Origin of the sequence: Jiangella endophytica, from assembly GCF_003427025.1 — a bacterium.
Taxonomy (GTDB): domain Bacteria; phylum Actinomycetota; class Actinomycetes; order Jiangellales; family Jiangellaceae; genus Jiangella; species Jiangella endophytica.
Window position 1 is genome coordinate 87,930 of the sequence record NZ_QVAI01000010.1, and the last position, 16,487, is coordinate 104,416.

Annotated in this window: 13 protein-coding genes; 7 read left to right on the forward strand and 6 right to left on the reverse strand. The window is 72.3% G+C overall.

Annotated elements, in window-relative coordinates; genetic code table 11:
• Positions 1-73: 73 nt before the first annotated feature.
• The 3 genes from metK (at position 74) to DZA62_RS20035 (ending at position 4,643) form a co-directional block, all read left to right on the forward strand.
• Positions 74-1,264 (forward strand): methionine adenosyltransferase, encoded by a 1,191-nt coding sequence (metK, locus tag DZA62_RS20025; protein ID WP_116950688.1) that lies wholly within the window; start codon positions 74-76, stop codon positions 1,262-1,264.
• Between the two features lie 75 nt (positions 1,265-1,339).
• Positions 1,340-2,572 (forward strand): serine hydrolase domain-containing protein, encoded by a 1,233-nt coding sequence (locus DZA62_RS20030; protein WP_157987789.1) that lies wholly within the window; start codon positions 1,340-1,342, stop codon positions 2,570-2,572.
• Positions 2,573-2,621: 49 nt separating this feature from the next.
• On the forward strand, positions 2,622-4,643 hold the full coding sequence (locus DZA62_RS20035; RefSeq protein WP_116950690.1) for a primosomal protein N': 2,022 nt from the start codon (positions 2,622-2,624) through the stop codon (positions 4,641-4,643).
• 514 nt (positions 4,644-5,157) lie between these two features.
• Here the strand turns inward: DZA62_RS20035 and DZA62_RS20040 are convergent.
• The gene (locus DZA62_RS20040) at positions 5,158-5,829 is read right to left on the reverse strand and encodes an energy-coupling factor ABC transporter ATP-binding protein (RefSeq protein WP_116950882.1); all 672 of its coding nucleotides are present in this window, start codon (positions 5,827-5,829) and stop codon (positions 5,158-5,160) included.
• A gap of 7 nt (positions 5,830-5,836) precedes the next feature.
• Complete coding sequence (gene ypfJ / locus DZA62_RS20045; protein ID WP_116950691.1) at positions 5,837-6,736, reverse strand: KPN_02809 family neutral zinc metallopeptidase; 900 nt, start codon at positions 6,734-6,736, stop codon at positions 5,837-5,839.
• Positions 6,737-6,843: 107 nt separating this feature from the next.
• On the opposite strand from ypfJ, the gene DZA62_RS20050 reads away from it, so the two are divergent.
• The 3 genes from DZA62_RS20050 to DZA62_RS20060 all read left to right on the forward strand — a co-directional run bounded on the left by DZA62_RS20050 (position 6,844) and on the right by DZA62_RS20060 (position 11,344).
• Positions 6,844-8,442 (forward strand): ABC-F family ATP-binding cassette domain-containing protein, encoded by a 1,599-nt coding sequence (locus tag DZA62_RS20050; protein WP_116950692.1) that lies wholly within the window; start codon positions 6,844-6,846, stop codon positions 8,440-8,442.
• A gap of 124 nt (positions 8,443-8,566) precedes the next feature.
• A complete protein-coding gene (locus DZA62_RS20055; protein ID WP_074946318.1) occupies positions 8,567-8,788 on the forward strand; it encodes a helix-turn-helix domain-containing protein in 222 nt (73 codons plus the stop codon).
• A gap of 669 nt (positions 8,789-9,457) precedes the next feature.
• Positions 9,458-11,344 (forward strand): ABC transporter ATP-binding protein, encoded by a 1,887-nt coding sequence (locus DZA62_RS20060; RefSeq protein ID WP_116950693.1) that lies wholly within the window; start codon positions 9,458-9,460, stop codon positions 11,342-11,344.
• A 167-nt stretch (positions 11,345-11,511) separates the two neighbouring features.
• Here the strand turns inward: DZA62_RS20060 and DZA62_RS20065 are convergent, their stop codons facing one another.
• From DZA62_RS20065 to DZA62_RS20075, 3 genes are read right to left on the reverse strand one after another with little or no spacing between them, the layout of a single operon-like run.
• The gene (locus DZA62_RS20065) at positions 11,512-12,270 is read right to left on the reverse strand and encodes an SDR family oxidoreductase (RefSeq protein WP_116950694.1); all 759 of its coding nucleotides are present in this window, start codon (positions 12,268-12,270) and stop codon (positions 11,512-11,514) included.
• 25 nt (positions 12,271-12,295) lie between these two features.
• Positions 12,296-14,083, reverse strand: a complete 1,788-nt coding sequence (locus DZA62_RS20070) for a glycoside hydrolase family 15 protein (RefSeq protein ID WP_116950695.1) — start codon at positions 14,081-14,083, stop codon at positions 12,296-12,298.
• Positions 14,084-14,093: 10 nt separating this feature from the next.
• Complete coding sequence (locus DZA62_RS20075; RefSeq protein WP_116950696.1) at positions 14,094-14,870, reverse strand: SURF1 family cytochrome oxidase biogenesis protein; 777 nt, start codon at positions 14,868-14,870, stop codon at positions 14,094-14,096.
• Between the two features lie 67 nt (positions 14,871-14,937).
• On the opposite strand from DZA62_RS20075, the gene moaA reads away from it, so the two are divergent.
• Positions 14,938-15,927, forward strand: coding sequence for a GTP 3',8-cyclase MoaA (gene moaA, locus DZA62_RS20080; RefSeq protein WP_116950697.1), 990 nt, complete (start codon positions 14,938-14,940; stop codon positions 15,925-15,927).
• A gap of 202 nt (positions 15,928-16,129) precedes the next feature.
• Here moaA and DZA62_RS20085 read toward each other — a convergent pair whose 3' ends face one another.
• On the reverse strand, positions 16,130-16,465 hold the full coding sequence (locus DZA62_RS20085) for a DUF3099 domain-containing protein (protein ID WP_198663994.1): 336 nt from the start codon (positions 16,463-16,465) through the stop codon (positions 16,130-16,132).
• Between the last annotated feature and the right edge of the window lie 22 nt (positions 16,466-16,487).

Below are 16,487 nucleotides of genomic sequence, written 5' to 3' on the forward strand. Positions count from 1 at the left end.
GCCGTAGAGGTCGGGACATTACCCTACAGTTGGGCTTCCTGGGAGAAGTCCGCGTCATGAGAGGGGGCATGGGTTGTCTCTACGTCTGTTCACGTCCGAATCCGTCACCGAGGGTCATCCGGACAAGATCTGCGACCAGATCAGTGACGCCGTGCTGGACGCGCTGCTCAAGGACGACCCCAACAGCCGTGTCGCGGTCGAGTCCATGGTGACCACCGGCCTCGTCCACGTGGCCGGTGAGGTGACCACCCGCGGCTACGCCGACATCCCGGGCATCGTGCGCGACACCATCCTCGGCATCGGGTACGACTCCTCGACCAAGGGCTTCGACGGCTACTCCTGCGGCGTGTCGGTGTCCATCGGCTCGCAGTCGCAGGACATCGCGCAGGGCGTCGACTCCGCGTACGAGCGCCGCGTCGAGGGCGACCTCGACCCGCTGGACCTCCAGGGGGCCGGCGACCAGGGCCTGATGTTCGGCTACGCCAGCGACGAGACGCCCGAGCTCATGCCGCTGCCCATCCTCGTCGCGCACCGGCTGGCGCAGCGGCTGGCCGAGGTCCGCCGGTCCGGCGCCGTGCCGTACCTGCGTCCCGACGGCAAGACCCAGGTCACCATCGAGTACGACGGCGACCGCCCGGTCCGCCTCGACACCGTCGTCGTGTCGACGCAGCACGCGGCCAACATCGACCTCGAGCAGCTGCTCACCCCCGACATCGCCAACCAGGTGGTCAAGCCGGTCCTCGAGACGTTCGAGCTCGACGGCCACGACTTCCGGCTGCTGGTGAACCCGACCGGCCGGTTCGAGATCGGCGGCCCCATGGGCGACGCCGGCCTCACCGGGCGGAAGATCATCATCGACACCTACGGCGGCATGGCCCGGCACGGCGGCGGCGCGTTCAGCGGCAAGGACCCGTCGAAGGTCGACCGCTCCGGCGCCTACGCCATGCGCTGGGTCGCGAAGAACGTCGTCGCGGCCGGGCTGGCCAGCCGCTGCGAGGTGCAGGTCGCCTACGCCATCGGCAAGGCCGAGCCGGTCGGCCTGTTCCTCGAGTGCTTCGGCACCGAGACGGTCCCGGTCGAGCGCATCGAGAACGCCGTCAGCGAGGTCTTCGACCTGCGGCCCGCGGCCATCATCCGCGACCTCGACCTCAAGCGGCCGATCTACGCCCAGACCGCCGCCTACGGGCACTTCGGCCGCGAGCTGCCGGACTTCACCTGGGAGCGCACGGATCGGGTCGATGCCCTAAGGGCCGCCGCCGGCTGATCGTCCGCGCGGCGGAGGCGAAGATCGTCCCCGGGTCCCAGCGGGCGGCCCGGCGGCGTCCGTAGCGTGGTGGTCATGCGCCGCCTGTTGCCGATCGCCGCCCTGTCCACCGCCGCCCTGCTGACCGCCACCACGGCCGCCGCGGCCGTCCCCGCCGGTGCCACCGGCGACGGGATCGACGTGCCCGCGCTCGAGCGGGCCCTCGACGCCGTCGTGGCGGCCGGCGCGCCGGGCGCCCTCGTCGAGGTCCGCGACGGCAACGCGGTGTGGTCCGCCGCGGCCGGCGACCGCGATCCGCTCGACCAGCGTCCCGAGCCGGTCGAACCCACCGACCGGGTCCGCATCGGCAGCGTCACCAAGGCCATGCTGACCACCGTCGTGCTGCAACTCGTCGACGAGGGCCGGCTGGGCCTCGACGACACCGTCGCCGAGCACCTGCCCGGCGTGCTGCCGTACGACGAGCCGATCACGGTGCGCCAGCTGCTCAGCCACACCGGCGGCGTCCCCGACTATTTCCTCGACCTGTTCCCGTCGCTGGCCGAGGGCTCGCCGGCGGACGTCGAGAGCGGGCGGTTGCAGGTCCTGCGGCCGCAGCGGCTGATCGACATCGCCACCTCGCGGCCGCTCGACTTCGTCCCCGGCGACTCCATGAGCTACTCGAACACCGGCTTCTACGTCGCCGGCCTGCTGGTCGAGGAGCTCACCGGCAACGCCGTCGAGGACGAGTTGAAGCGGCGGGTGTTCGAGCCGGCCGGCCTGGCGCAGACGTCCATCCCGCGGCTCAGCCCGGTCATCCGGGGCGAGCACCCGCACGCGTTCCTCGCGACCAACGACCCGGACCGGCCGCTGCTCGACACCACCCGCATCTCGCCGACGCTGCTGTGGGCGGCCGGCGCCGTCATCTCGACGACGGCCGACGTGAACACGTTCTTCCGGGCGATGTTCGACGGCACGCTGCTGCCGGCCGAGCTGCTGGCGCAGGCGCGGGAGCTGACGCCGCAGTCGGAGGGTTCCTACGGGCTGGGCATCCAGGCGCTGCCCGCCGAGTGCGCGCCGGTCGAGGGCGGCGTCGCCTACGGCCACACCGGCAGCACGCTCGGCTTCGTCACGTACGCGTTCTCCTCGCCCGACGGCGAGCGGCAGGTCAGCGTGGCGCTCACCGTCGAGGACCTGATCGCGCGCAACGACGAGCTGGCGGCCGCGCTCAACGTGCTGCTCGGCACGGGGCTGTGCGCGACGCCGGCGGCGCCGGCCGCACGAGGCGCTCAGGTGGGCGTCGTGGAGAATCTGGACCGCATCCCCGGGTGAGCCTGTGGACAACGCGAGGTCGGCGCCGCCAGTGCGGTAGAAACGGTCTGTGAGCGCATCCGAGCCGGCCGAGCCCGACCAGCTGGCCCTGGTCGCCGCGCCCGGCAAGCGCCGGTTCCGCACCCGCGAGCCTGAGCCGGTCGCTGACGAGCACCCCGTGGCCGCCGTGCTGGTCGACGTCGGCCTGCCGCACCTCGACCGGCCGTTCGACTACCTCGTGCCCGCCTCCATGGCCGACGACGCCGTCGTGGGCGCTCGCGTGTCGGTGCGGTTCGCCGGCACCGACCACGACGGCTTCGTCGTCGCTCGCAAGGACTCCAGCGACCACGGCGGCAAGCTCGCGCGGCTGCGCCGGGTGGTGTCGCCGGAGCCGGTGCTGGCGCCTGAGATCGCCGCGCTGGCCCGCGCCGTCGCCGACCGCTACGCCGGCACCGTCTCCGACGTCCTGCGGCTGGCCGTCCCGCCCCGGCACGCCACCGCCGAGAAGGCCGCGTCGCCCGAGCCGCCGGCCCTGCCGGAGCGGCCCGATCCCGGCGGGTGGGCACAGCACACCGACGGCGTCGCGCTCCTCGACGCGCTGGCCGCCGGAGGCACTCCGCGTGCCGTCTGGAACCCCGGCCCGGCCGCCGACTGGCCCGGCCTCCTGGCCCGACTGGTCGCCACGGCACTGTCCGGCCAGCGGGGCGCGCTGGTGGTGGTGCCCGACGGCCGCGACGTCGCGCTGGTGTCGTCGGCGCTGACCCAGCTGCTGGGGGAGGGCCGGCACGTCGAGCTGGAAGCCGACGCCGGGCCGTCCGCGCGCTACAAGCGCTGGCTGGCGGTGCGCCGCGGCGCCGTGAAGGCCGTCGTCGGAACCCGGTCGGCGGCGTTCGCGCCGGTGCACGACCTCGGGCTGGTCGTCGTCTGGGACGACGGCGACGACCTGCACGCCGAGCCGCGGGCGCCGTACCCGCACGCGCGCGAGGTGCTGCTGCTGCGCGCCCACCAGTCCGGTGCGGCCGCCGTCGTGGGCGGGTTCGCCCGAACCGCCGAAGCCGAGCAGCTGCTCGTCACCGGCTGGGCCCGGCCGGTGACGCCGTCGCGGCAGACCGTGCGGGCCGCGTCGCCGCGGGTGCACACCAGCGGCGACGACCACGAGCAGGCCCGCGACGAAGCCGCCCGCACCGCCCGGCTGCCGTCGCTGGCCTGGCGCACGGCGCGGGCCGGGCTCGGCCGCGGGCCGGTGCTGGTGCAGGTGCCGCGGGCCGGCTACCTGCCGGGCGTCGCCTGCGCCAGGTGCCGCACTCCGGCGCGCTGTGCGGCCTGCTCCGGGCCGCTGGTGCTCGGTCAGGCCGATCGGCCGCCGAGGTGCGCCTGGTGCGCCACGGAGCACCCGTCGTGGCGGTGCGCGGAGTGCGGGCACGGAGCGTTGCGCGCGACCGTCGTCGGGGTGCGGCGGACGGCTGAGGAGCTGGGCCGGGCGTTTCCGGGCGTCCCGGTGCTGCTGTCCCGCGGCGACGCCGTCCGCTCCACGGTGGGCGCCGAGCCGGCGCTGGTGGTGGCGACGCCCGGCGCCGAGCCGGTCGCCGACGACGGCTACACCGCGGCACTGCTGCTCGACGGCACGGCGCTGCTGGCCCGGACCGGGCTGCGCGCCGCCGAGGAGGCGCTGCGGCGCTGGCTGCGGGCGGCCGCCCTGGTCCGTCCCGGCCCCATGGGCGGCGAGATCGTCGTCGTGGCCGACTCCGGCGCCCCGGCCGTCCAGGCGCTGGTCCGCTGGGACCCGGCCGGCTTCGCGGGTCGCGAACTGGCCGAGCGGACGTCCCTGCACCTGCCGCCCGCCGCCCGCGTCGCCGAGCTCACCGGCGCCCCCGCCGACGTCGACGACCTCCTCATGCACCTCGAGCTGCCGACCGGCGCCGAAGTCATCGGCCCCGTCCCGGTCGACGACGCCGCGCGGGCGATGATCCGCGCGCCCCGAGCCGCGGGGACGGCGCTCGCGGCGGCGCTGCGGTCGGCGGCCGGCATCCGCTCGGCGCGGCGTACCGGGGGGTCGGTGCGCGTGCGCATCGATCCGGTCGACTTCGGCTGAGTTCGCCCAGCTCGCCGTCCCGCTCGCCGTCTCGTTCGCCAGGAGGTGGGGTTCGCCGGGGGAGTGGCGACAGTGGGTCGTCCCCCTGCTGCCGATTGTCTTGGCCGCGGGGGCGCGCCTCGAGTCCGCGGCCTCTGCTGGGTGCGCTTGGTGCCTGGTTGGGGGCCTTGGACTTGACCCGCGCCCCCACGGCCCAAGAACGGGCAGCTATCAGGGGGACGGGGGAGTGCGGGCACGCTCGCTCGGGTGCACCGTCGCCTGGGCTGGCGGCGGTTCGCCGTCGTGTGCCGTTGGCCGCGGTACGGCGTTTGGTCTCGCAGCCGCCGCCGCGGGTGGCGGCCGTGATCTGGGGCTATGCCCAGGACTGTGTTCGCTCTGCGAGGCATGCATGCCTCGAAGAGGGGGAGAACGCCTGGTGATGTGGACGGGATCGTCGATGATCATCGCTGGTTGCGCGGCCGAGGGAATGGGCAGGAGGGGACGGCGAACTGTCACCCAACGGCGAGCGGCACAGTCAACGCGACACCAGATCGACGTAGAACTCGACAGCCTCCTGAGGCCGGCCGTCGAACACCAGGCGGCCGTCGTCGAACACCAGGACGCGGTCCATGGCCAGGACGGCGTCGAGGTCGTGAGTGACCAGCACGACCCGTTGCGGCAGCTCGGCCAGCAGTGTCAGCACCTTGCGGGTGTTGCGCAGGTCCAGCAGCGTCGTCGGCTCGTCGCAGACGAGGACCTTCGGCTCCGTCGCCAGCACCGAGCAGATCGCCAGCAGCTGCTTCTGCCCGCCGGACAGCAGATGCGCCGGGTGATCGGCGTGCCCGGCCAGCCCGAACGACGCGAGGGCCTCGGCGACCCGCGCGGGGACCTCGGACCGCGGCAGGTCGCGCAGCCCGAACGCGACGTCCTCGGCGACCGTCGGCATGAGGATCTGCGCGTCCGGGTCGGTGAACACGAACCCCACCGACCGCCGCACCTCCGCGCCGGATCGCCGCGTCGACAGGCCGTCGACCGTCACCGACCCCGACGACGGCAGCACCAGCCCGTTGAGCAGCCGCGCGAACGTCGACTTGCCCGATCCGTTGGCCCCGATGACGCCGACCCGCTGCTCGGTCAGCGTCACCGTGACGTCGCGCAGAACCGTCCGCTCGCCGTACCGATGCGTGACGGCGTCGACCTCGATCACCACGGCGTCACAGGGACGACGCGGCGAAGGTGTCGCAGGCCGCGAAGTCGCCGGTCTGGAAGCCCGTGGTGAACCAGCGCTGCCGCTGCTCGCTGGAGCCGTGCGTCCACGACTCCGGCGTGACGGTGCCCTGGAACCGTTCCTGGATGTAGTCGTCGCCGACGGTCTCGGCGGCGGCCAGCGCGTCGGCGACGTCCTGGTCGGTCAGGTCGGTGATCAGCGGCTGCCCGGTCTCGTCCTCGGCGGTGGTGGCGGCGTGCGCCCACATGCCGGCGTAGCAGTCGGCCTGCAGCTCGAGGCGGACGGCGTCGGAGTCGGGCCCGGACTGGGTGCGGACCCGATTCATCTGGCCGGTGAGGTTCTGCACGTGATGACCGTACTCGTGGGCCAGCACGTACGCCTCGGCGAACTGGCCGCCGGGACCGCCGTACGTGGTGCGCAGCTGGTCGAAGAAGCCGAGATCGAGGTAGACCTTCTGATCGCCGGGGCAGTAGAACGGCCCGACCTGCGACGACGCCGTGCCGCAGCGCGTGGTGACCGACGAGGTGAAGAACGTCGTCGTCGACGGCGTGTACTGCTGGCCGGCCGCGGTGAAGTAGTCGTCCCAGAACGCCTGCACGGAGTTGACGTAGAGCACGAACCGGCAGTCGGGGTTCTCGTCGATGTCGGAGACGACCTGGCACTCGCGCTCCAGCTCGCCCTCGGACCCCGGCTCGGCCTGGACCTGCGGCGTGCCGTCGTCGCCGCCGATGAGGTCGGCCGGGTTGGTGCCGGTCAGCAGCGCGAGCAACGCGAGGATGACCACCCCGATGCCTCCGCCGGCCGCCGCCGTGCGGCCGGCGGGGCGCCGGCCACGCTGGTCGGACACCTGGGAAGGATCCAGGCGTGCCCGCCGGTTGAACTTCATGGCCGATTCACCTCCCGCGTAGACTGCACACCATGATGCCCGTGGCGGACTGATCGTGCTGGACCGATCGCCCACCCATTCCGAGGCCACGGAGAGTTCACCCTGACATGATCACCGCTCATCAGCTCGAAGTGCGCGCAGGCGCGCAGATCCTGCTCGAGGACGCCAGCTTCCGCATCGGTCCCGGCGACAAGGTCGGCCTCGTGGGCCGCAACGGCGCCGGCAAGACCACGCTCACCCGCATCCTGGCCGACGAGGGGCAGCCGGCGTCCGGGTCGGTGGTCCGCACCGGCCCGATCGGCTACCTGCCGCAGGACCCGCGCGCCGGCGACCCCGAGATCATCGCCCGCGACCGCATCCTGAGCGTCCGCGGGCTCGACGTCGTCGTCGCGAGCATGCGCAAGGCCGAGAAGCAGATGGCCTCCAGCGACCTCGACGAGCACGAGCGCGGCATGCGCCGCTACGCCCGGCTCGAGGCCGAGTTCCTCGCGGCCGGCGGCTACGCCGTCGAGAGCGAGGCGGCCAGCATCGCCGCCAGCCTGGGGCTGCCCGACCGCGTGCTCTCGCAGCCGCTGAAGACGCTCTCCGGCGGTCAGCGACGCCGGGTCGAGCTGGCCCGCATCCTGTTCTCCGACGCCGAGACGCTGCTCCTGGACGAGCCGACGAACCACCTGGACGCCGACTCCATCGTCTGGCTGCGCGACTTCCTGCGCGCCTACAAGGGCGGCCTGGTGGTCATCAGCCACGACGTCGCGCTGCTCGACAAGACCGTCAACCGGGTCTTCCACCTCGACGCCAACCGCGCCACCATCGACGTCTACAACATCGGCTGGACGGCCTACCTCGCCCAGCGCGAGACCGACGAGCGTCGCCGGCACCGCGAGCGGGCCAACGCGGAGAAGAAGGCCGCCGCGCTCAAGGCGCAGGCCGACCGCATGCGCTACAAGGCCACCAAGGCCACCGCGGCGCAGAACATGGACCGCAGGGCCCAGCGGCTGCTGTCCGGCCTGGAGGAGCAGCGCCGCTCGGACAAGGTGGCCAAGCTGCGCTTCCCGGACCCCGCGCCGTGCGGCAAGACGCCGCTCACGGCCTCCGGGCTGTCCAAGTCGTACGGGTCGCTCGAGATCTTCACCGACGTCGACCTCGCCATCGACCGCGGCAGCCGGGTCGTCATCCTGGGCCTCAACGGCGCCGGGAAGACGACGTTGCTGCGGCTGCTGGCCGGCATCGAGACGGCCGACACCGGTGCTGTGGAGCCCGGACACGGCCTGCGGCTGGGCTACTACGCCCAGGAGCACGAGACGCTCGACACCTCGCGCACGGTGCTCGAGAACCTGCGCAGCACCGCGCCTGACCTCCCGGAACTGGAGGCGCGGCGCGTGCTCGGCTCGTTCCTGTTCTCCGGCGACGCCGTCGACAAGCCGGCCGGCGTGCTGTCCGGCGGCGAGAAGACCCGGCTGGCGCTGGCGTCGCTGGTCGTGTCCAGCGCGAACGTGCTGCTCCTGGACGAGCCGACGAACAACCTCGACCCCGCCTCCCGCGAGGAGGTGCTGGCCGCGCTGCGCTCGTTCGCCGGCGCGATCGTCCTGGTGACCCACGACGAAGGCGCCGTCGAGGCGCTCGGCCCGGAGCGGGTCGTGCTGCTTCCCGACGGAGTCGAAGATCTGTGGAACCCCGACTATGCGGAGCTCGTCTCACTCGCATAGAGAGGTCGATCTGCCCTGCGCTTTTTCGTTCCCTGGAGGGACGATCGAGCCTTCGAGTGGCGAAAAAGCGTAATGGAGCGGATCATTGTCCTCTGTCATGCAGGACAACGAAACGGGAGGACGCGTGGCCGAGAAGTTGGTAAAAGGCGCGCGGATCAGTGGGGGGCAGCGTGACAAGCTCGCCTCTGACCTGAAGAAGAAGTACGAAGGTGGCCGGAGCATCCGCGAGCTCGCCACGGAAACCGGGCGTTCCTACGGGTTCGTCCACCGGGTTCTGTCTGAATCCGGTGTCAACCTACGAGGCCGTGGAGGGGCCACACGAGGCAAGGCGAAGAAGCAGGCCTGAATCTAGCCCCAGTTGGTCGAGATGCCGGAGGAGGGTGGCCTCCAGCAGCTCGATCACCCCGACAAACGCTTCGTCACCCATTGCGCGGTCCCCGGCGCGCACGCCTGCAGAGGCGATGCGGCGGCGAGTCACCGAGCCAGCCCGGCCGGTGAATCGTTCGGCGGAATCTCGAGTCGTCGTACTCGAACCCGAGGGGCCTTCTTTCAGTTCAGTTGATCTTGGTCAGAGTCGGTAGCACTGTTCGGCGAGTCCGACATATCGGGCAGCCCTAAACCGTCGCACTCCGCACTGTTGATCTTGGATCACGTCATTGCCTGAGTATTCGGTGTGCTTTCACGCAGAGTGACGTGAAGGCAGTGTCGGTGCTAGTTCGCGTTCTTTGCGTGGAGCACCATCGGCGTGTTCAGTGCGCCCGGAATCGCTGCCACACAGCCGGTCGGGGTCACTCCGGCCGGTCTGTCGGCATGTCCCGGTACGGACCGGTTCTGTCACCGTGTGTAACGAATTCACCGGTGCCGGCGGGGGCGAGATCGATTACGGTGCGTGACGATTCGCCGGAGATCGGCACGCTCAGAGCGAACGGGGGAAGAACCACCCGCCGGGTGGCGTTGTCGGCGCCAGGTCGCATGATGGTCGGCAGCAGACGTGAGGAGGTCGACGCCGGTGTCGATGGGGATGGGTCAGGCGTGGCGCGCCTCCAGGTCGTTCTCCGGCGACCAGTCGGTCACCCACAAGCGGCTGGCCCGGGGCACCGTGAAGCGCATCGCGGGGTACGGCCGGCCCTACCGCCTCCAGCTGGCGGTGTTCCTCGCCACCACGGTCGCCGCCGCGGCGTCCGCGGCGGCCGTGCCGCTGCTGCTGAAGGTGCTCATCGACAGCGGCGTCAGCGCCGGCAACCGGTCGGTCGTCGTCTGGGCCGCCCTCGCGGTGGCCGCACTGGCCGTGGTCGACGTCATCCTGGGCCTGGTCGGCCGGTGGATGTCGGCGCGGGTCGGCGAAGGGCTGATCTTCGACCTGCGTCGCCAGGTCTTCGACCATGTGCAGCGCCAGCCGGTCGCGTTCTTCACCCGCACGCAGACCGGCTCGCTCGTGTCGCGGCTCAACAGCGACGTCATCGGCGCCCAGCAGGCGTTCACCGGCACGCTGTCGCAGGTGGTCAGCAACGCCGTGACCCTGGTGCTGGCGCTCGGCGCGATGATCGTGCTGTCGTGGCAGATCACCCTGATCGTGCTGGTCCTGGTGCCGCTGTTCCTGCTGCCGGCCCGGTTCATCGGCCGCAAGCTGGCCGACATCAGCCGCGAGTCCATGCAGCTCAACGCCGCGATGAGCCAGACCATGACGGAGCGGTTCAACGTCTCCGGCGCGCTGCTGGTGAAGATCTTCGGCCGCTACCAGAACGAGAACGCCGACTTCGGGCAGGCCGCGGGCCGGGTCCGCGACATCGGCGTCGTGCAGGCGCTGTACGCGCGCTACTTCTTCCTCGGTCTCACCTTCCTCGCCTCGCTCGCCACGGCGGTCGTCTACGGCGTCGGCGGCTGGCTGGCCATCGGCGGCACCCTCGAGGTGGGCACGCTGGTGGCGCTGGCCGCGTTGCTGACCCGCCTCTACGGGCCGCTGACCGCCCTGTCGAACGTCCAGGTCGACATCATGACGGCGCTGGTCAGCTTCGAGCGGGTCTTCGAAGTGCTGGACCTGTCGCCGATGGTGCGCGACGCGCCCGGCGCCCGGCCGCTGCCCGGTGGCGACGAGCAGCTGTCCGTCCAGCTCGAAGACGTCCATTTCACCTACCCGGGCAACGAGGTCTCGCTGGCCTCGCTGGAAGCGGTGGCCCGGCCGGTCACGGCGTCACCGGAGCCGGTGCTGAAGGGCGTCTCGTTCGACGTCGCGCCGGGGGAGCTGGTCGCGCTGGTCGGCCCGTCCGGCGCCGGCAAGTCGACCATCACGCACCTGGTGGCGCGGCTCTACGACCCGACCTCGGGCGTGGTGCGCGTCGGCGGTCACGACGTGCGCGACGTCACACTGGAGTCGCTGCACGAGGCCGTGGGCATCGTCACGCAGGACGCGCACATGTTCCACGACACCATCCGCTACAACCTCGCCTACGCGCGTCCCGGCGCCACCGACGACGAGCTGTGGGCGGCCCTCGAGGCGGCGCAGATCGCCGGGCTGGTCCGGTCGCTGTCCGAGGGCCTCGACACCGTCGTCGGCGACCGCGGTTACCGGCTCTCCGGCGGCGAGAAGCAGCGCCTGGCCATCGCCAGGCTGCTGCTCAAGGCGCCCCGCGTGGTCGTGCTCGACGAGGCGACGGCCCACCTGGACTCCGAGTCCGAGGTGGCCGTCCAGCGGGCGCTCGAGACCGCGCTCGCCGGGCGGACGTCACTGGTCATCGCGCACCGCCTGTCGACCATCCGCGGCGCCGACCAGATCCTCGTCGTCGACGACGGCCGCATCGTCGAGCGCGGCACCCACGAGCAGTTGCTGGCCGCCGACGGCGCCTACGCCGAGCTGTACCGCACCCAGTTCGCCCTGCAGGACGTCTCGGCCCGCACGGCCTGACCGCCGCTCTCGCGCCCGCCCGCCCGCCGGTCCCGCGTCGGTCCGCCGCTCCGGCCCCCGGGGAGTTGATCACGTGAAGTAGGGGTGCTCCCGCTTCCACAGGCATGCATTCCTGGGGAAGCGGGAGCACCCCTACTTCACGTGATCAACTCCGCCGAGCGGAGGCGTCAGAGGGAGCGGATCGAGCCGCCGTCGACGGCGATCATCGAGCCGGTGAGGTAGGACGCGGCGGGGGAGAGGACGAACGCGGCCACCCGGCCGAACTCCTCGGGCCGGCCGTACCGCCGCAGCGGGATGGTCCGCGACGCCGCCTCCTTGACCTCCTCGGGGTCGCGGCCGGACATCGCGGCCAGTTCGCGCAGGCGGTCGGTCTCGATGCTGCCGGGCAGCAGGCCGACCGTTCGGACGCCGTCGGGCCCCAGCTCGTCGGAGAGCTGCTTGATCACCATGGCGAGGCCCGGCCGCAGCCCGTTCGACGCGGCCAGCCCGGCGATGGGCGCCTTCACCGAGCTGGACAGCACGAACGCCAGTGCGCCGCCGCCGGACAGCCGTGCGGCGACGACGCGGGCCACCCGGACGGCGCCGAGGAAGACGCTGTCGAAGGCGGCGCGCCACTGGTCGTCGGTGAGATCGGTGACCTTGCCGGCGGGCGGCCCGCCGACGCTGACGAGGGCGCCGTCGAGCCGTCCGAAGCGGTCCAGCGCGGTGTCGGCCAGCCGCTCCGGCGTGCCCGGGTCGGCGTTGTCGGCCGCGACGCCGACGACGGAGTCGCCCAGCTCGCGGACGGCGGCGTCGACCGCCTCCTGCGAGCGCGACGTGAGCACGAGCCGGGCGCCGTCGGCGACCAGGGCCTCCGCCCCCGCCCGGCCGAGCCCGCGGGTGCCGCCGGTGACGATGTAGACGCGATCCTTCAGGCCGAGATCCATGGTCGTCGATCCTAGGGCCCGTCCCTCAGGCGTGTCCGGTGGCCGGGCCGGCGAGATCGGACAGCAGGTAGGCCGCCGTCACCAGCGGGATGTGGCTGAGCGCCTGCGGGAAGTTGCCGACCATGCGGCCGATGCGCGGGTCGTACTCCTCGGCCAGCAGCCCGAGGTCGTTGCGCAGGCTCAGCAGCTGCTCGAACAGCTCCCGCGCCCGCTCCGTGCGCCCGGTCAGGTGCAGCGCCTCGACCAGCCAGAACGAGCAGGCCAGGAACGCGCCTTCGTCGCCGGGCAGGCCGTCGACGTCGTGCTCGGTGCGGTAGCGCAGCACCAGCCCGCTGTCGGTGCACAGCTCCTTCGCGACGGCGTCGACGGTGCCGACGACGCGCGGGTCGTCCGGCGGCAGGAAGCCGACGATCGGGATCTGCAGCAGCGCGGCGTCGAGCGCGGGGTGGCCGTAGGACTGGGTGAACGTGTTGCGGTCCGGGTCGTAGCCGTGGTCGAGGACGTCCTTCATGATCGTCGCCCGCAGCGCCTTCCATCGGTCCGGGTGGCCGGTGGCGCCGTCGGTCTCCAGCGCAGCGACGCCGCGATCGGCGGCCACCCACGCCATGACCTTGGAGTGGACGAAGTGCCGGCGCTCGCCGCGGATCTCCCAGATGCCCTCGTCGGGCTGGGACCAGGCCTGCTCGAGGTGCTGCAGCAGCTTCTCCTGCAGCGCCCACACGTGCCGCTCCAGCGTCAGCCCCTGTTGGTGCGCGCGGGCCAGCGTGTCGATGACCTCGCCGTAGACGTCGATCTGCAGCTGTTCGGCGGCGGCGTTGCCGACCCGCACCGGGCCGGACCCCTCGTAGCCGGCCAGCCAGTCGATCTCGTACTCCGGCAGCCGCCGCTCGCCGCTGAGGCCGTACATGATCTGCAGGTCGGCGGGGCTGCCGCCGATGGCCCGGATCAGCCAGTCGCGCCACGCCCGCGCTTCGTCGACGTAGCCGCTGCGGATCAGCGCGTCCAGCGTGAACGCGGAGTCGCGCAGCCAGCAGTACCGGTAGTCCCAGTTGCGCACGCCGCCGATCGACTCGGGCAGCGACGTCGTGGGCGCGGCGACGATGCCGCCGGTGGGCTCGTACGTCAACGCCTTCAGGGTGATCAGCGACCGCATGACGGCGTCGCGGTACGGGCCGTCGTACTTGCACCGGGCCGCCCAGTCGGTCCAGAACCGTTCGGTGGCCTCCAGCGCCCGCAGGGCGTCGACCGGCTCGCTCGGCGGGCGGTGCGACGGCCCCCAGGCCAGCACGAAACTGACCCGCTCGCCCTGGCTGACGGCGAAGTCGGAGTGCGTCGTCAGCGACCGGCCGTACGTCGGCACCTCCGTGTGCAGCGCGACGGAGTCGGGCCCGGCGACGCCGACGATGAGGCCGTCCTCGCGGTGCATCCACGGCACCGAGCGCCCGTAGTCGAAGCGCAGCCGCAGCTCGCTGTGCATCGGCACCCGGCCGGACAGTCCTTCGACGACGCGGACGACGTCGTGCTCGCCGGTGCTCTCGGGCATGAAGTCGATGACCTTGACGCTGCCGTCGGGGGTGTCCCAGATGTGCTCGAGGATCAGGGTGTCGCCGCGGTAGGAGCGCCGGTCGGCCGGGCCGGCACCCATCGGCGCGATGCGCCAGAAGCCGTTCTTGGCACTGCCGAGCAGCGAGGCGAAGCAGGCGGCGGAGTCGAAGCGGGGCAGGCAGAGCCAGTCGATCGTGCCGTCGCGGTCGACCAGGGCGGCGGTGTGCAGGTCGCCGATGATGCCGTGATCCTCGATCAGACCCGTCATGTCTCCATGTCTACCCGACGGACTCCGTCGGCGCCGGGGTGTCGCTGCCGGAGTCGTCGTGCGGCTCGTCACGGCCGCGCGCCTCGCCGCGGATCAGCAGCACGAACCCGCCCACGCCGACGACGGCGAACAGGAACCACTGGATCGCGTAGGACAGGTGCGGCCCGGACTCGGTGGCGGGCGGGTCGATCAGCTGCAGCGACGTCGCCGGTTCCGGGTCCTGGGTGATCAGCTCGCCCCAGGCGCCGTAGAACGAGTAGGGGAGGCCGGCGGCGATCGCCTCGACGTCGACGAACCGCACCGAGCGCGACGACGGGTCGACGTCGTGGCCGGTCTCGCTGTGCCGGACCCGTGCGGTGACGGTGACCTCGCCGTCCGGCGGGGGCGGCAGCTCGATCTCGTCGTCGTCGCGGCCGTCGGCGGCGACGAATCCGCGGTCGACCAGCAGCGCGGTGCCGTCGTCGCCCACCAGCGGGGTCAGCGCGTGCACGCCGCGGGTGCCGTCGACCGGGCGCAGCCGCAGCCGCAGCTCGTTGTCGACGTCCCATCGGCCGGTGATCTGGACGGTGCTCCACTCGTCGCCCTCGGCCAGCGGCCGGCCCGGCGGCGCGAGGTCGGCGGCCGGCACAGGGTCGCCGCCCTCGTTCGCCTCGATGACGGCGTTGCGGTCCTGCCGCTGCTCGTTGCGGTCGAGCTGCCAGAGCCCGAGCCGTACGCACAACAGCACCAGCAGCACTCCGGCGAGCGTGCGCACCAGCCAGCGCCGCGACGCCAGGAACTTGTACACGCCACGACGGTACGCCGGGCGGCCATGGGCGTCGGCACCGGGGCGCGCGCGGGCTTAGGCTGGAACGGTGCTGGTTGACCGATATGGACGTGTGGCCACCGACCTGCGGGTGTCGCTGACCGATCGCTGCAACCTGCGCTGTACGTACTGCATGCCCGAGGAGGGGCTGGCGTGGCTGCCGCGCCAGGACATCCTCACCGACGACGAGGTGGTGCGGCTGGTCCGCATCGGCGTCGAGCGGCTGGGCGTGCGCGAGGTCCGGTTCACCGGCGGCGAGCCGCTGCTGCGCCGCGGGCTGGTCGACATCGTCGCCGCCTGCGCCCGGCTGGAGCCGCGGCCCGAGCTGTCGCTGACGACCAACGCCGTCGGCCTGGCCCGGGTGGCCGGCGCGCTGGCCGAGGCCGGGCTCGACCGCGTCAACGGCTCCCTCGACACCCTGCGGCCGGATCGCTTCGAGGCGCTGACGCACCGGCGCCGGCTCGACGACGTCCTCGCCGGGCTGGCCGCGGCCCGCGAGGCCGGGCTCACCCCGGTCAAGATCAACGCCGTGCTCATGCGCGGCCTCAACGACGACGAGGCGCCCGAGCTGCTGGCCTGGGCACTCGAGCACGGCTACGAGCTGCGCTTCATCGAGCAGATGCCGCTCGACGCCCAGCACGGCTGGGACCGCGCCACCATGGTGACGGCCGAAGAGATCCTGGCGTCACTGCAGGCGGTGTTCACGCTGACCCCGCTGGGCGACGTCGAGCGCGGCAGCGCACCGGCCGAGGCCTGGCTGGTCGGCGACGGACCGGCCCGCGTCGGCGTCATCGCGTCGGTGACCCGCCCGTTCTGCGGCAGCTGCGACCGCACCCGGCTCACGGCCGAGGGCGAGGTGCGCAACTGCTTGTTCGCACGCGAGGAGTCCGACCTGCGTGGCCCCATGCGTTCCGGCGCCGACGACGCGGAACTGGCGCGCCGCTGGGAGATCGCCATGGCGGGCAAGGCGGCCGGTCACGGCATCGATGACCCCGGGTTTCTGCAGCCGTCGCGACCGATGTCGGCGATCGGCGGCTGATTCCGTCGAAAGGCGGGCGAAGCGGGCTCTGTGCCGTTGATCAGCAGGTGACGTGCGGCAACCCGGCCGCGAGATGAAGACGACGCCGGGCAGCCACGGGGGAAGCCGCCCGGCGTCGCCGGTACGCAACGCACCGACGGGGGAATACGGAACGTGCGCCTGGGGAGTATTGCACGTTCCACAACCACTTCGGAAGGCCCAGTCAATGTTCGATTCGATCTTTGGCCACCGGGGCCGGGGGAAGCTCGAGACGCGGTGCCGGAGCCACGGGTGAGAGGGCGCTGTGGCGTGGCTGGCGGGCCGCGTTGGCGATGACGACGGCGATGTACGGCAGCACGACCGCCCCCAGGATGAACACGATGCGCAGCCAGCCCTGGCTGATGACTGCCAGTGGCAGACATGCGACACGGATGCCCATCATGATCAGGTAGCGGCGCTGCCGGCTGGCGAGGTCGTCACTGCGCGGCGCCGCGGCCGTCGTGACCGACGGCACAGGATCGCTGCGGCGCGCGCCGTTGTGTCGACCTGACCCGTTCACACTCCAACGGTAGGCCAGAATC

Excerpts from the sequence above, each read along its gene's own strand:
- DZA62_RS20070 (WP_116950695.1), bottom strand. The coding sequence starts at position 14,083 with ATGACGGGTCTGATCGAGGATCACGGCATCATCGGCGACCTGCACACC.
- DZA62_RS20050 (WP_116950692.1), top strand. The coding sequence starts at position 6,844 with ATGATCACCGCTCATCAGCTCGAAGTGCGCGCAGGCGCGCAGATCCTG.
- DZA62_RS20060 (WP_116950693.1), top strand. The coding sequence starts at position 9,458 with ATGGGGATGGGTCAGGCGTGGCGCGCCTCCAGGTCGTTCTCCGGCGAC.
- DZA62_RS20065 (WP_116950694.1), bottom strand. The coding sequence starts at position 12,270 with ATGGATCTCGGCCTGAAGGATCGCGTCTACATCGTCACCGGCGGCACC.
- DZA62_RS20030 (WP_157987789.1), top strand. The coding sequence starts at position 1,340 with ATGCGCCGCCTGTTGCCGATCGCCGCCCTGTCCACCGCCGCCCTGCTG.
- ypfJ (WP_116950691.1), bottom strand. The coding sequence starts at position 6,736 with ATGAAGTTCAACCGGCGGGCACGCCTGGATCCTTCCCAGGTGTCCGAC.